Source organism: Paenibacillus sp. FSL K6-1122, from assembly GCF_037977015.1.
Lineage (GTDB): Bacteria > Bacillota > Bacilli > Paenibacillales > Paenibacillaceae > Paenibacillus > Paenibacillus amylolyticus.
Window position 1 is genome coordinate 3264183 of sequence record NZ_CP150272.1, and the last position, 15894, is coordinate 3280076.

Annotated in this window: 11 protein-coding genes; 8 read left to right on the forward strand and 3 right to left on the reverse strand. The window is 44.2% G+C overall.

The features are described from left to right. The first annotated feature begins 121 nt into the window (after positions 1-121). Positions 122-1207 carry an aspartate-semialdehyde dehydrogenase gene (gene asd, locus NSQ20_RS14985; protein WP_340020250.1) on the forward strand — a complete coding sequence of 362 codons (1086 nt, stop codon included), beginning with the start codon at positions 122-124 and terminating at the stop codon, positions 1205-1207. Between the two features lie 259 nt (positions 1208-1466). Here asd and NSQ20_RS14990 read toward each other — a convergent pair whose 3' ends face one another. Beyond that, positions 1467-1988 carry a MerR family transcriptional regulator gene (locus NSQ20_RS14990; RefSeq protein WP_340032880.1) on the reverse strand — a complete coding sequence of 174 codons (522 nt, stop codon included), beginning with the start codon at positions 1986-1988 and terminating at the stop codon, positions 1467-1469. Positions 1989-2160: 172 nt separating this feature from the next. On the opposite strand from NSQ20_RS14990, the gene NSQ20_RS14995 reads away from it, so the two are divergent. Then, positions 2161-3012, forward strand: coding sequence for an aldo/keto reductase (locus NSQ20_RS14995; RefSeq protein WP_340032881.1), 852 nt, complete (start codon positions 2161-2163; stop codon positions 3010-3012). Positions 3013-3132: 120 nt separating this feature from the next. Here the strand turns inward: NSQ20_RS14995 and NSQ20_RS15000 are convergent, their stop codons facing one another. Beyond that, positions 3133-4101, reverse strand: coding sequence for a bile acid:sodium symporter family protein (locus NSQ20_RS15000; RefSeq protein WP_047842786.1), 969 nt, complete (start codon positions 4099-4101; stop codon positions 3133-3135). 141 nt (positions 4102-4242) lie between these two features. Between NSQ20_RS15000 and NSQ20_RS15005 the strand changes: the two genes are divergently transcribed. From NSQ20_RS15005 to NSQ20_RS15025, 5 genes are all read left to right on the forward strand, one after another. Continuing rightward, the gene (locus NSQ20_RS15005) at positions 4243-4713 is read left to right on the forward strand and encodes a DUF6376 family protein (protein WP_340032882.1); all 471 of its coding nucleotides are present in this window, start codon (positions 4243-4245) and stop codon (positions 4711-4713) included. 325 nt (positions 4714-5038) lie between these two features. Continuing rightward, on the forward strand, positions 5039-5794 hold the full coding sequence (locus tag NSQ20_RS15010; RefSeq protein WP_047842788.1) for an SDR family NAD(P)-dependent oxidoreductase: 756 nt from the start codon (positions 5039-5041) through the stop codon (positions 5792-5794). A gap of 488 nt (positions 5795-6282) precedes the next feature. After that, on the forward strand, positions 6283-7080 hold the full coding sequence (locus NSQ20_RS15015; RefSeq protein ID WP_340032883.1) for a sulfite exporter TauE/SafE family protein: 798 nt from the start codon (positions 6283-6285) through the stop codon (positions 7078-7080). Between the two features lie 187 nt (positions 7081-7267). Further along, positions 7268-9649: a polyprenyl synthetase family protein gene (locus NSQ20_RS15020; RefSeq protein ID WP_340032884.1), complete on the forward strand. Its 2382-nt coding sequence runs from the start codon at positions 7268-7270 to the stop codon at positions 9647-9649. A gap of 268 nt (positions 9650-9917) precedes the next feature. Then, positions 9918-12545, forward strand: coding sequence for a PAS domain S-box protein (locus NSQ20_RS15025; protein ID WP_340032885.1), 2628 nt, complete (start codon positions 9918-9920; stop codon positions 12543-12545). Positions 12546-12680: 135 nt separating this feature from the next. Here NSQ20_RS15025 and NSQ20_RS15030 read toward each other — a convergent pair whose 3' ends face one another. Next, on the reverse strand, positions 12681-14447 hold the full coding sequence (locus NSQ20_RS15030) for an ABC transporter substrate-binding protein (RefSeq protein ID WP_036608386.1): 1767 nt from the start codon (positions 14445-14447) through the stop codon (positions 12681-12683). A 144-nt stretch (positions 14448-14591) separates the two neighbouring features. Here NSQ20_RS15030 and NSQ20_RS15035 point away from each other — a divergent pair, with 144 nt between their 5' ends. Beyond that, positions 14592-15827, forward strand: a complete 1236-nt coding sequence (locus NSQ20_RS15035; protein WP_339784085.1) for an MFS transporter — start codon at positions 14592-14594, stop codon at positions 15825-15827. Positions 15828-15894: the final 67 nt, after the last annotated feature.

Genomic DNA, 15894 nt, shown 5'->3' on the forward strand with positions numbered 1-15894 from the left:
CACGCTTTGGAATTGCCTGAATAGTGTTAATTAGGAAGTCAAACTCATAATACGTTTTTAGTGAGTTATGAAATTGATTTGAAGAGAAGAATCACTTAAACCGAAAGGAAATGATGATTGAATGTCAGCAAAATTGAAAGTTGGTATCGTCGGAGGAACGGGAATGGTGGGTCAGCGTTTTGTGGACCTGCTTGATCAACATCCATGGTTTGAAGTAACAGCTATTTCTGCAAGCGCCAATTCGGCAGGTAAAACATATGAAGAATCCGTACAAGGCAGATGGAAACTCGCAGTTCCTATTCCGGAAGCTGTGAAAAAAATCGTTGTTCAGGATGCTTCCCAGGTTGAGGCTTTTGCCAGCCAGGTTGATTTTATTTTCTGCGCGGTTGATATGAAAAAGAATGAAATTCAAGCACTCGAAGAAGCTTACGCTAGAACAGGCACACCTGTCGTGTCCAACAACTCGGCTCACCGCTGGACAGCAGATGTACCAATGGTAATCCCTGAGATTAACCCGGGACATCTGGACGTGATTGAAGCTCAACGCAAACGTCTGGGCACAAAAACCGGATTCATTGCTGTAAAGCCAAACTGCTCGATTCAGAGCTATGTGCCTGCACTGCACGCCTTGCGTGAGTTCAACCCGACTCAGGTCGTGGCTTCCACGTATCAAGCAATCTCCGGAGCAGGTAAAAACTTTACGGACTGGCCAGATATGCTCGATAATGTTATTCCATACATCGGTGGCGAAGAAGAGAAGAGTGAGCAGGAACCACTCCGGATCTGGGGCAGCATCGAAAATAATGAGATCGTCAAAGCATCGGCTCCATTAATTACAACACAATGTATTCGTGTGCCGGTAACTGATGGACATCTGGCTACCGTGTTTGTAAACTTCGAGAAAAAACCAAGTAAAGACGAAATTTTGGAGCGTTGGTTGCAGTTCAAAGGTCGTCCGCAGGAACTGGCTCTGCCAAGTGCACCAAAACAATTCATTACGTATTTTGAAGAAGAAAACAGACCTCAGACAAAACTGGATCGTGACATCGAACGCGGAATGGGTGTCTCCACAGGCCGACTGCGCGAAGACTCACTCTACGATTACAAATTCGTGGGATTGTCCCACAATACGCTCCGTGGAGCGGCAGGTGGTGCGGTTCTGATCGCAGAACTGCTAAAAGCTGAAGGATATATTCAAACGAAATAAGCATACGGCATCATGAGCAGCAACAGATTTCTGAACAGGATATTTCATGAAAAACCATCACTTGTTGATGGTTTTTTTGTATTGTGAACAGGGACCAGAAAATGGGCAGGAATAGATTAAAGAGATCCCAGCAGAGGGTTGTAGTGGCGAAAAACGCCGACAATGTTGTCGGCGTTTTTTACTCAGGCTCATTTAGATATACATAATGTAAGAAATAGCCTATATGTTTAGAACATACGTGAGCTATATCATGTGAAGTTTAAGATACTATGCTAGTTTGCTGCTGCTTCATAGCAGCTGCTGGGCACTGAGCCGAAACCTCGGTTTCAGGAAGACTGCGACTTTTTAAACGGGATGCAGGACAACTCCCTTCTTCGTCACGCTTGGTTTCCCAATTGACCGGGTTGGTCATATCCGGGATGCGCTGCTCCAAAATGGCCTGATATTGACGTGCTTTCTCTTCCAAATGGGCTACGCGGCTTTTGGCCTCTTCAAGCTGAATCAGCGCCGCTTCCTTATACTCCATCATAAGTGCGAATCGCTGCGAAACGGTTGAATCACCTTCGAGGCAGAGATCGACGTATGTTTTAATATTTTCAATCGGTAAACCTGTCTGCTTGAGGCATTTGACGCCATGTAGCCAATTGATGGATTCTTCATCAAACACCCGAATATTATTTTTATTGCGTTGAATGCTCGGAACCAAGCCTTTATCCGTGTAAAAGCGAACAGCGTGCTCTGTGAGTCCCGTAAGCTGGGCAGCATCCTGGACAGTATACATATGTACTCCTCTTTCTAAAAAAATATTGGAGACCGCTTGACTTCGTGTAAGACGAAGGAGCTAGGGTTATTGTAACGCAAGTCGGCCGGAAGTGGAATCCTCGCTTTGTTGCTGAATTTCAGGAATACGTGACCACTTGCGATTCACAATTGAATCATAGGAGGAATTGAATATGCAAACTGTAACCTTGAACAATGGAGTGAAAATGCCGATTATTGGCTTTGGTGTCTACCAAGTTCCCGATGCTGATGAATGTGAGAACACGGTATATGAGGCGCTGAAGGCCGGTTACCGCCTAATTGATACCGCTGCCGGTTACCTAAACGAAGAAGCGGTTGGACGTGCAATTAAACGCAGTGGCATAGCGCGGGAAGAACTTTTCATCACGACAGTGCTTTGGATTCAGGATGCAGGATACGAAAGTGCCAAGCGGGCGTTTGCCAAATCGTTAAGTAAGCTGCAGCTCGATTATCTGGATATGTACCTTATTCACATGCCGTTTGGTGATTACTACGGCGCATGGCGTGCGATGGAAGAACTATACCGTGAGGGCAAGATCAGGGCTATCGGTGTCAGTAACTTCCTACCTGACCGCCTGATGGACCTCATCGTCCACAACGAAGTTGTGCCTGTCATCAATCAGATCGAAACGCATCCGTTTCAACAGCAGGTCGACAGCGCTGTTTTCATGAAAGAACAGGGGATACAGCACCAGTCATGGTCCCCGTTCGCCGAAGGTCGAAACAATTTATTCAGCAACGAAGTCTTGGTTTCCATTGCCGAGCAACATAACAAATCCGTCGCCCAGGTTGTACTGCGCTGGCTTGTGCAGCGGGATGTTGTTGTTATTCCAAAATCAGTACGCAAAGAGCGGCTTATCGAGAACTTCGATATTTTCGACTTTGTACTAAGCCCGGAAGAGATTGCAACCATTTCCACACTGGATACCAAGGAAAGTCTATTCATGAAGATTGATAATCCTGAAGTTGCCAAGATGCTGGGCAATATGAAAGTGGATTTGTAGCCAAGAACTGATTGCTAGGTTTACGAAACGTAGCATTATCGTAGCACTTGAAGTAATAAAAGCAATCCAATGCAAAACGCCGACAATCATGTCGGCGTTTTTTAATCATCCAGTATTTTGTTAGGCCGCAGATGTCTTATCCGACTTATGCAGAAGCTGAGAGCGACGACCGAGCAGATAACCTGTCAGGGAAGCGAGCATCTGCTGGAATACCATGCCAAGCACGACCGGGACAGCAACTGGTGGTGGAAAATACGAAACAGCGAGTACTGCACCTGCGCTGATATTACGCATGCCTCCATTGAACACCAGAGCGACCTGATCAGCCTCGTTCCAGCCCAGCAATCGGGCGATGAAGTAACTTAGTGCATAACCGAATGATGCCAAGAAAATAATGATGACCGCAAGACCAGCCAACTTCCAGTTGAAATCAGCCAAGTAGGGCGCAACGACAGATCCGTTAATCGCAACAACTGATGCCATGAACAATTTGGACAACGGATTCAATCTCGGTCCCCAGACCGGGACAATGGCGCCTTTGGTCCACTCATTCAGCAGCATACCGAGCAGGGATGGTACAACAATCATCCAGAACAGACTGCTCATCATGGCTGCTGTGTCCAGTGTGACACTGGTTCCGATTAACAGGGATAACACCCCGGGCACTACAAAAGGAGCAAGCATGGTATCAATCAGGATGATGGATAGCGTAAGTGCGATATTGCCCCGATAGATACTGACCCAGATGAAGCTGCTTATTCCTGTCGGAATCACGGCTGCCAGAACAAGGCCCGTTATGGTGTACGCATCTGTAGGGAAAACCAGATGACCCATACCAAGAGCAATTAGAGGCATCGCCAAATGCAAAATAAACAGACATACAAACAGGGGGAACGGCTTTTTCAGCACGTTCACAAAATCCCGTATCCCAAGACTGATACTTCCAGCGAACGTCATGAACGCAAAAAGCCAAGGGGATAAAAAGGTATAAGAAGAAAGAAAACTCCCGCATAACACGCCAATAATAATGCTGATTGGGGTAATCAGTGGCATGATGCGGTTCAAGCGTTGGTTCAAGGCTTGAAGCATAATCATGACATCCCTTTACCGTGTGATTTTACTATTATACATCTTAATAACGTTGGCTGCAGACTCATTTGCAAAGAAGCAGTCTGAACAGGTATCATGGACTTGGAACAAGGATTCCGATTAGGAGAAGGGGAGATGATCATGTTCATAAGAAAAAGAAAGCACACATTAATGATGACAGGCCTTATTGCATCAAGTATTCTGCTGATTTCAGCCTGTTCTGTCGTGGAACAAGCTAATCAAAGTTTAAATTATGTGAGTGGGGCTACTGATTATATAGAACAGGTATCAAACGCCGGGGCTGATCTGCAAGAGCTTGCATCGGGTGCGGTGAATAATCCGGAGATTACAACGCAGATTCAGGAGAAAATCGATCTGATCCAAACAGAAGCAAGTGAATTTTCTCAACTGACCGCTCCTGCAATAGGAGAGAGCATTCATGAGAATCTGGTCAGTTATAATACGCAATTAACAGAAGTTGTGGACAATTTCGAGAATACAATTGCAGAGCAAGGTTTTACGGCAGAAAATTGGGAGAAGACAGGCATTCCTGAACTGATCACGAACATCAATAATTTGAAAGATCCGCTAAGCGGACTTCAGGGTGAATAAGTTGAATTAGTTTTCAATATGGAAGACAACACAGTTTGAAATTCTCATATTTATAAGGGCGAGATATCGGAATGATCGAATTACCGTTATGCTCGCTTTTTTTATTTTCCGAAACCGGATGCATATTTAATATCACAGGAGCTAGACTATATCATGTAAATAGGAGATGTATATGACATTTATCTCATATTTATGTGAAGATGATCTATGGTTTGACAAGGTTGGGACAGAGGCGTATGATAAGTATATAAGTTAATAAAATATAGTTACTTACTATAAGTTTAGAACTGCCCTTAAATATATTTTGCCAAAGGAGAGCTGAGTCATGACTCAACACAATGGAAAAGTAATCATTATTACAGGTGGAGCAAGTGGTATTGGTAAAGAGACAGCACTTCAACTTTCGGATCAAGGTGCGACTATTGTTGTCGCTGACTATAATGAAGACGGAGCGAAGAAGCTTGCGGCAGAGATTGAAGCAGCAGGCGGAACAGCGGGCGCGTACAAAGTGGATGTATCCAAAGGGGACGAGATCAAAGCCCTGATCGACTGGACCGTAGAGCAATATGGTACGTTAAGCGGTATTTTCAATAACGCAGGCATTGGACTTGTGAAGCCATTTCTGGAGATGGACCCGGAATCCTATCACAGAGTCATTGATGTAGATCAGCACAGTGTATACTACGGTATGTATTATGGCGCGAAAAAAATGGTTGAATTGAACGTACAGGGTACCATTGTAAATACAGCTTCGATCTATGGAAGTGTTGCTGCAGTAGGTAGCTTCAACTACAACGCAGCCAAGGCTGCTGTTGTTATGATGTCCAAATCCGGTGCATTGGAACTTGCTGAGCATGGAATTCGTGTAGTTGGTGTAGCACCTGGCTTTATCGAAACACCGATTCTGGGTGATGACCAAGCCATGAAGGATGCGCTTGCTACTCAACATATGCGTGGAGAGCTCATTCAACCGGAGAAAGTAGCCAGTGTGGTTACATTCCTGTTCAGTGATGCAGCCAGTGCAGTTAATGGTACAACTGTAGCCGTAGATGATGGATTCCTCAGCTTCAAAACAAAATAAATAACCTTATAAAATTAAGAGAACTCATCTCAAAAAAACAGAAAAAAAACGGTGCAGAACGATTAATTCGTTTTGCACCGTTTTTGTATTTTCATTATAAAGTAATCATGGCATATGAGATGGAAATAAGTTTGTCGAATCATCCCGAAATTTCATAGATCGTGATACAATTAGCAAGGTTGTATCTTTTTATCATTTTGTGGTGTCATATACAATTCGAACTCCGAGAGAGCCATAACTCTCTTCTTTGTAATGACATTGAGAACAGGTTTTGGTCGAGCATAACGCATCGTTATGAACTTGTAATTTTTCGTTGCACTGTGGACATTTATTTTCAAAAAGAGTCTTCAACACGTTAAACATGCTTAATCACTCATTTCGGATTAATTTACTTGGTTTTTATTATAACGGATAATATTCGCTGTGTATAGCACTTTTGAGTGATATCGAAATGAGATTTATATTGCACGAAAGGAAGCACATAACCGATGGATCTTCTGCTTTTTGTCATCATGTGTATACTGGGTCTGGTCGGTTCATTCTTCTCCGGTTTGTTGGGTATTGGTGGGGCCATTATCAATTATCCGCTACTGTTATATGTTCCATCCTGGGTGGGATTGGAGCCGTTCTCAGCACATCAGGTATCTTCGATTAGTATGTTTCAAGTGTTTTTCGCTTCACTTGCCGGTGTGATTGCATTCCGCAGAAAAGTAAAGACGGGTAGAAGTGGTGGAGCGATCGTCCACCGCGGTTTGGTGCTGTACATGGGCTCCAGCATTCTTGCTGGCAGTCTGATCGGCGGGTTCATATCCGGTCATCTGGACGGAAGGGTTATTAATCTGATCTATGGTATTCTGGCGATCATGGCGATTGTGCTAATGCTGATTCCCGGAAAGGGAACGCTTGATACCTCAGCTCCACTGGTGTTTAACAGATGGATTGCAGCAGGCACTGCTTTTGCAGTAGGAATTGTATCAGGAATTGTTGGTGCGGGTGGTGCCTTTATCCTTATTCCCATCATGCTGACGATTCTCAACATCCCTGTACGAACGACGATTGCTTCTTCACTGGCGATTGTATTTATCTCCGCAATCGGCGGCGTTATAGGGAAAATTACGGGTGGAGACATTCCGATGGAACCCATCATCTATACGGTGATCGGCAGTCTGCTTGGAGCATCCCTTGGTTCACGGGTTAGTTCAATGATCAATGTGAGGGTACTTCGATATGCATTAATCGTACTTATCGCCATCACAGCGGTCAAAGTCTGGTCTTCCATTCTGTAAAATCACGTATGTAGAAATGAACAATGACGATTTCGTAACCAAACGGTTGGATCGCCGTATAAAGGTTATGAACATGAGCTGAAGCGTTGGATACACGATCAAATGAGTTCAGTTTTCGTCCATGGAGCACCTCATCTCCTTTCATGGATACATGTTTAACATTAATAGAATTTGAGGTATCCACCCTATGAATAACGTACTTACAGAACAGGCTGATGCAGGATATCGGCTAGCTGAGCAGAAAGCATCTCAGTATTTTACTTCTCTTAGGCAGCAACTTATGGATAATACGTATACAACAGCACTTACCCAAGATATTCATGTGTGGCAAAAGAAACATATTCATCGTTTTGCCTGGCTTTCTCTTTTATCACCTAGCAAAAGAAAACCGGATCCTCGGGATGTTCATAGATATATCCACTGGCTGAATACGACAGGAAAGCTGGATGATTACCTGGATCGGAGTATCTCCTATATTTATATGCGAGATCTGGGGCAAGCCCTTGATTCTCCGGGTACGCAGGCCCGAATTCAGAACGTTGTCCAGAATACTAAAAAATACTTTATGGGCTCAGCTACTGGGCGAAAAGGACAGCCTGATTATATCAGTCTGGCTGCGTTGTACCGTTGGGGACAGAAGGAGCACATTGAAACAGCTGTCATCTGGGTGATGAACAAATTAAAGAATGTAGCATCCAACATCCCGAAGGAGCTGGATGCAGAGCAGGCGCAGCGGAAGCTCATCAAGATCATTCTTGGCGTGGTCCTTCATGTGGACGATGAGATGAATGAGCAGACACCACCTGAAGAACGTGCCCGGAGATTTGATGCGGCGATCCGACTTGGTTATTCGTACGGTTTGACGTATCCATTTGTGGATGATCTGCTGGATTCTCAAGCTTTGACTGTTCAAGAAAAAGAACAATATTCCCTGATGATACGCGATGCACTTCTTACCGGGGTCGTACCTGATCTGGGAGATTGGAAAGGCAGCAATCTTGAAGTAATTGAATATGTACATTCCGAGCTTCGGGAAGCATTTGAGTACATCAAGAACTACCAGCATCCAGAGAAACAGCGCACGTTTTTAGAGCAATCCTATGTGTTCTTTCAGTCTCAGGAGATCGATCGCAACAAGAAATTAGCCAATGCGAATTATAGCAATGAAGAACTGTACATTCCGATTATTATCAAATCTTCTTCTTCCCGATTAATCGTCCGGTCTGTTCTCAGTGCACCGGTGGATGAAGGATTTGATCTGCGAACGTTCTATTACGGGATATATAATCAGTTGGCTGATGATTTTGCCGATATGTTTGACGATATGGAAGAAGGGGCAGTAACTCCATATACGTACTATTTGAAGTATCGAGATTTGCGTCCCGATTTGATTAATCCATATGAATTGTATTGGGCAGTCATCTCTCATCTAATCCATGATGTTTACAACTCGGATGCCAAGACCCGTGAGGTCATACTGGATCGTGCCATTAACGGGCTGAAGCGTTGTAAAGAACGGTTGGGGCAGCAAAAATATGATGAAGTGATGACGATCTTTGCCTCTGGGCAGCCTGAATTCAATCAACTGGTTCAACAGATGGTGCGAAAAGCAGATGACGTTGATTTCCTTGATAAATTGTTACGGGATCAGGTTGTGCTTCAATTGAAAAATGACAAGCAGGAAAAAGAGGAGTTCAAACAGACCATTCGAACGGTTCGCGAACAGATTAATGTGGAGTTGCAGATTGCGAAGCCCGGTGGCCTTCATGAGATGAAAGAAACGCTGATCGATGCAGCCAATTACAGTTTGCAAGGCGACGGAAAAAGGTTACGTCCGATATTAACTTGGGTTATGGGCGTGCGCGAGTATGGTCTTCATGAATCATCCATCGTTCCGCTGCTAAGATCATTGGAGTACATGCATACTGCTTCCCTGATCTTTGATGATCTGCCTACGCAGGATAATGCTTCGACAAGACGTGGACGTTCAACGCTGCACCATGTGCACAATAGTGCCACAGCAGAGCTAACCGGTCTATTTCTTATCCAGAAGGCGATTGGAGAGCAATCCTCATTGGATCGTTTTGATGCGGCGACCGTGCTCAGACTCATCCAGTATTCGGCTGAAAAAGCAGAGGATATGTGTATGGGGCAGGCCATGGATCTGAATTCCAAAGGCAAGGCATTGACGCTGGAGCAGTTGAACATGATCTGTTTTTACAAAACTGGCATTGCCTTCGAAGCTGCCCTGGTCATGCCAGCGATACTTGCCCAAGTGAAGGAACAGGAGATGGCTGTGCTGAAAAAGTTCGCTTATCATGCGGGGATCGCCTTCCAGATCAAGGACGACTTGCTGGATTTCGAGGGAAATCACCTCATTCTTGGGAAACCTGCAGGTCAGGATGAGCGGAACAACAATTCAACCTTTGTGTCTATTCTGGGTGATGAAGGCGCGAAGAAAGCGATGTGGGAGCATTATTGTCTTGCTACAGATGCATTGAACGAGATGCCGAAACCTATTCCATTTTTGAGACATTTATTGGATTATCTTATTGGTCGCGAGCGCTAACCCATTTTTCTAATGATTCCGTGTTGCATATGACTCATAATGATATATAATGACAAAGTTCGGGATTCCATGTGGATGGATTCCGGGCCTTGTTTGGTTTAAAGACACAAATCTCTTAAAAAGATTTGTTTCAACGGTTGAAATTCTGGGTATTAAGCAGGTACTGTTGTTTTAAAACTGACTAATTTTTATAGAACATCTTATATCAGTAAAAACTTTAGATTTCGACAAACTTTATATGGAGTCTATGCCAAAAGGAGAACTTACAATGCAGGTTCAAAAGGTCGATCATCATGAATTGTTCGAGCAGATCTATAACCAAGCGCCTATTGGGATTGCACTCGTTGCTCCAACAGGGCAATGGATGAAAGTGAACCCTGCTTTTTGCTGTATGCTAGGTTATACAAGTGATGAATTAATGGATCTCACGTATCAGGATATTACACATCCGGATGATTTCTCACAAGATATAATCTGTAGTTATGAGCTATTTGAAGGTAAATCAAAAGAAAATCAATACGAAAAACGTTACATTAATAAAAATGGTGACATCTTATGGTGTTCAATACATGTTTCCTTGGTTCGAAGCGAAATTACGGATGAACCTCTTTATTCCGTTTGCCATATTGTTGATATTTCCAATCGTAAACTGTCTGAACAAAAACTTCTCCATCGTGAAGAAATGTTTAAACTTATCACGGATCATGCTCAGGAGATCATCTATATTGCCGATTCAGAGGGAGTTTGTCGGTTCTGCTCACCGTCAGTCCAACAAATATTAGGTTATTCCCCGGAAGAAGTCATTGGCCAAAACAATAATGCTTCCTTTCACCCACAAGATCTGGAACGGATCTCACAGATGGATTTGACTAAAGGTAATCTGTTGAATATTAGAGTCCGCCATAAAGACGGGCATTATCTTTGGTTTGAAACCACATACAAGGTCTTTGGTGATGCGGAGCATGAACAGCAGATTTTTACAATTGGACGAGATATATCAGAGCGAAAAAAACAAGAGGATATCAGTGCAGAGGCTGAACGTATCGCCTTGATTGGTAGTTGGGAATGGGATATGGTCTTAGACCATATTACATTTTCAGATCAGATCTTTGAGATTTTTGAACTTGAACGCACCTGCAAACCATATCGGATAAGTGATGTTTTTGATGTTATGGATGCTGAAGATGTAACCTCTTTACAAAAACATATTGCAGGGGTAAAACAGGGTGAACCGCTCGATTTTGAATACAAACACATCAGCTCAGATGGAAATGAGAAGTATCTTCACTTGCGTGGATTAATTACGCTTGATGAGCATGGTCAGCCAGTTCAGCTGAACGGAACACTACAGGATATCACTGAACGCAAACGCATCGAATTTAAATTGCAGGAATCTGTCGAGCGATACACTTCGCTTAAGAAATACAATCATGACGCCATTATTTCGTTTAACATGGATGGTAATATTATGAATGCAAATCCAGTAGCGGTGAAAATGACGGGTTGTCCCGTGGCTGAAATGATCGGTACAAGCATAAGCAGATTTATCGGAGCCAGTAATCTGGGTCTGATTCTGGGCAGTAACTATGAGATGGCTGAAAAGGAGATCAACGCTGTTCGGCACACGGATGGATCTGAGACAGAAGTCTTGGCTACGCTTGCTCCAATTATTATTAATACATCCAATGTCGGGTTTTACCTGATTGCGAAGGATATTACGGAGCAGAAAAAACTGCTGGTAGCCAAAGAGACAGCGGAGAGAATGAATAAGGCCAAAAGTGAATTTTTGGCGATGATGAGTCATGAAATCCGTACACCTATGAACGGTGTAATTGGGATGACGGATTTGCTTTTAGATACTCCTGGACTTAGCGGGGAACAAAAGGAATACATCGAAATCATCCAGAAGAGTGGAGATTCCTTGCTGGCCATCATTAATGATATTCTTGATTTTTCCAAAATCGAATCAGGCAAAACCGATCTGGTAGAAGATCCTTTTGATCTCGTAGAGATCGTGACCGAGACGGTGCAAATCGTAAAACCACTGGCTCGTGAAAAGAAGCTGGATGTTCGTATGTGCGTAGAAGATGTTATTCCAACTCCGGTGTATGGTGATGCTTATCGTCTTAAACAGGTACTTACCAATATCATCGGTAATGCGGTCAAATTCACTTCAGAAGGCGGCGTGGAAGTTAAAGTGGGAGTTAAGGAGCAGTGCGACAATAACGTGCAGCTTTATTTTCAGGTAAAAGATTCGGGCATTGGCATTCCGGCTGAGAGGAAACAACAATTATTTGAACCTTTCTACCAACTGGAGAATTTTATGACCCGCAAACCTCAAGGTACCGGTCTTGGCCTTGCCATTAGCAAGAAACTGGTGGAGCTTATGCAGGGCGAGATCTGGATCGAGGAATCGGATGAACCGGGTACAATATTTATATTTACCGCCCAATTTAAATTAAATAACGGTGAAGAGAGCAACAGGTTGGATCAACAGCAGAAGAAGAGCAGAACATCAGCCTTACGGATTTTAATTGCAGAAGACAATGAGGTGAATCAACTCGTCCTTAGCAGAATCGTTGAGAAAAAAGGGCACTTCGTGGATCATGTGGCGGACGGTGTTGAGGCAGTCGAGGCGGTCAAACACACTTCATATGATATTGTCTTCATGGATGTGCATATGCCAAGACTGAATGGCTTCGAAGCGACAAAAGTGATTAAAAATTCTTTGCACCCCGAGAGTTGTCCATACATTATTGCGGTAACTGCAAATGCGTTAAGAGGAGACATGGATAAATGTTTGAAGGCAGGCATGGATGCGTATGTCAGCAAACCGATTAAAATTGAGTCCATTATGCAAGTGTTGGAGACCTATTACATCAAAAATAATCTCTAAATATTAATCTCTGATTGCACTAAAAATGGATCGGCAATAGAGCCGCTAGCTTATCGTCAATAGGCTACCGGCTTTTTTGCTGTTCCATTACGTGGTCCACTCCTGTATGCCGCAGATGCGACTGTGCACAAATCCCTAAGGATTTTTGATCCATAATTTCGAGATGTCCATATATCCGAATTCCGCTGTCTGCATACCGAAGATGCTCTGATCCAGTTCAGCCTGCTTGTTCATGTGACAGCCATGCAAGATCCAGCAGTGATCACGTAGCAAGGCTTCAGCTTCATCCAGGAGCGCAGTACGTTCTGCCCGATGAAGCTTAGCGAAATGATCCAGTTTGTCATCCAGTAGAGACTGGAATGCAGGAGACATACACATATGAAAATGGTTGGACAGGTTTTTGAAAAAATGAATCATGCCGTACTGCCAATCTTCCTCCAGTATCTCTTCAGCGAGGATCAATTGTGCGTTCGTGGTTTCCTCTGAGTTGAAATAATCCACAACGGCTTGCATGCTGATGTTCAGACCGATGGACTCTGCCCGACACCGGAACCACTCGGCAACGTCAGCATCCTTATTATGCTTATACGATAAAGTTATGGTCTCCCCCTGGTACCCGCAGTTATGTAGCAATTTACGAGCCTGCTCAAGAGAGACAGCTGTCCAGTCCTGGGCTGCACTTCTCCAGGGCAGAAAGCTGCTGGCTGGTGTGATCCGATTCCCACCGAGATCTCGGACAAGCGCGACCGAATCATAGACGATACGCAGAGCATGTCGAAATAGGGGATGATGATGGATGCCTTCCTTGTGAAAATTGAACAGCATATACTGACAACCAAGCGCCGGGTAATTGATACTGTTCGTCTGATCACAGCCTGTTGTGACACTCAATCGATCTGTACCCGGTAGCTCATAATAGCGATCATTCGGACTCAGGTCAGGCACAAACCAGAAATGGACTTGATCCAGATGTGGCCTGATTCCGTAGTACGCATCAAAAGCGGTAAGCTCCAGCACATCTTCATTCAGCTCAGAGATCTGAAAAGGACCGGTACCAATTAAGGTATTGGCTACATTGTAATCGTAGGGCAGAATCGTCATCCGAATACAACTGAACAGATGCAAGAAGAACCGATTAGGACGATGTAGAACAAACTTGATGCAGTAATCACCAGCTACTTCCGCACGTTCAATATCCCGATACAACCAGATGGACGGACTATGCACATCAATCAATCGTTGTAACGTCGCTTGAACATCCCGGGACGTCATGACACGTCCGTTGTGGAAACGTACACCTTTTCGGAGATAGAAGGTCCATAGGCGATGATCCTCGCTGCACTCCCACATGTGAGCCAGTGCTGGCAGGAAAGATTCTGTCTTGGCATCATAAGTGATTAATGTATTACAGACCTGGCTCAGCAGATAGGTTTCAAATGCAGTATAAACAAAGGCTGGGTCCAGATCACCTAACTGGCGTGACCTCATGATGCGCAGGATATCCTGACCTGAGGAAGTTTCATCGTGGCTGTGAAATCCCATCTGTTGATGGAGGGAGAGCATGAGCTGTTCTCGCAGTGAATCATGCATCTGAACGTTTCCGATGAGTTCAATGGCGTCTTTCATTTTGCCTTTACCCAAAAGTTCGGTAAAACTCGCTTCCAGCGCCTCATTCATGCTGCGCAGCATCGTTAGCTTCGAATGATGTCCACGACCACGTCCCGGTTGCCAATGGATGAAGCCAAGTTCTTCCAATTTTCTGAGAATGAATTTCACATTACGAGGGGTGCAGCACAGGGCAGCGGACAAGCTATCAATGGTTACAGCTACAGGTTCATGGAGCTTGAATGAAAGTTGTTCGGCCCCGGCGAGCCTTATAAAGTGTGTATGTAGGGTATCCATGGTCATGACTCCTCTATTAAAGGTGAAAAGTGTGATCATATGTTTACACTTTTACTTCCCCCTTTTATCCTTACAATTATACATTAGAAGAGGTAGTTCAAAAAGTCCGCTTTTGAAGCATTAGAAAGAATAGGAGAAGTTCGCATGAAGCAATATTTAAGGCAAATTCACCCCTTGGCATGGACCATCATTATCGGAACCATGTTTGGACGTCTTGTAACGTCAATGAGTATCCCGTTTCTATCCATCTATCTGACACGTGTACTAGAAGCTACACCGACCCAGACCGGTATTACTGTGGCCGTTAGCTCGCTGGCAGGTGTAATGGTCAGCTTTTATGGAGGTTATATTTCGGACCGGATCGGGCGCAAAATCGTGATGTTAATCTCGGTATTTAGTTGGGCAGGTGTGTTTTTTATCTTTTCAGCAGCAGAGCATCTATGGGTGTTCTTTGTTGCCAATACGTTAAATGGATTATGCCGCGCAGTATTTGAGCCCACCTCCAGAGCACTGTTATCGGATATTACTTCTCCAGAGAACAAATTGCTGGTGTTCAACCTCAGATATGCTGCAATTAATCTCGGTGTGGTCTTTGGGCCAATTATCGGATTTCAGCTGGGATCATCTGAATCAACGTTCCCATTTGTGATTTCCGGCTTGGTATACATAGTCTATGGACTTGTGCTATTTCTACAATTCAAGCTACAGCATGCCAATCTGCCAGAGCCTCATCAGGCAACCGCACCACGTTTGCGTGAAGCACTTATGACCACCGGCCGCGACCGGGTGTTTTTGCCAGTATTAATCGGTACCACATTTTGTGTTCTGGGTTACGGGCACTTTAGTTCTACGTTGGCACAGTACTTGGCGAGGAGCCCGATCTTTGAAAATGGAAGCCAGATGTTCTCGTACATGCTGTCCCTGAATGCCGTGACGGTACTGATTATTCAGTATCCTCTTGTGCGAACCTTCCGAAACTTCCCACCGCTTGTTCCTCTCATTGTGGGTAACCTGCTGGTTGCAACCAGTCTGATGATGGTCGGAATCGCTGAAGGTGTACTCATGATGATGATGAGTGTCATACTATTTACAATTGGGGAAGTATTGTTGTTCACGATGATGGATATGCTCATCGACCGGATTGCAAAGCCGGAATGGAAAGGGACGTATTTCGGTACCATCGGCTTCAATAATATCGGTAGTGTCATTGCTCCTGTCATGGGAGGGTTGTTGCTAAGTCAATTTGGAGCGGAGAATGGGCTGGCCGTTTTTGTACCTATTGCGCTGACGACTGCACTGGGAGTACCTTTTCTTCTGATCGCACATAGACGTCTTGTTGTTAGAGAGAAGCAAGCCGAATCCACATCATTAAGTATGTAGCGGAAGTTGAAAAGATTAATGACATGAATTAAATAACAATTCAGTTAAAATTATCTTGACGAATGTT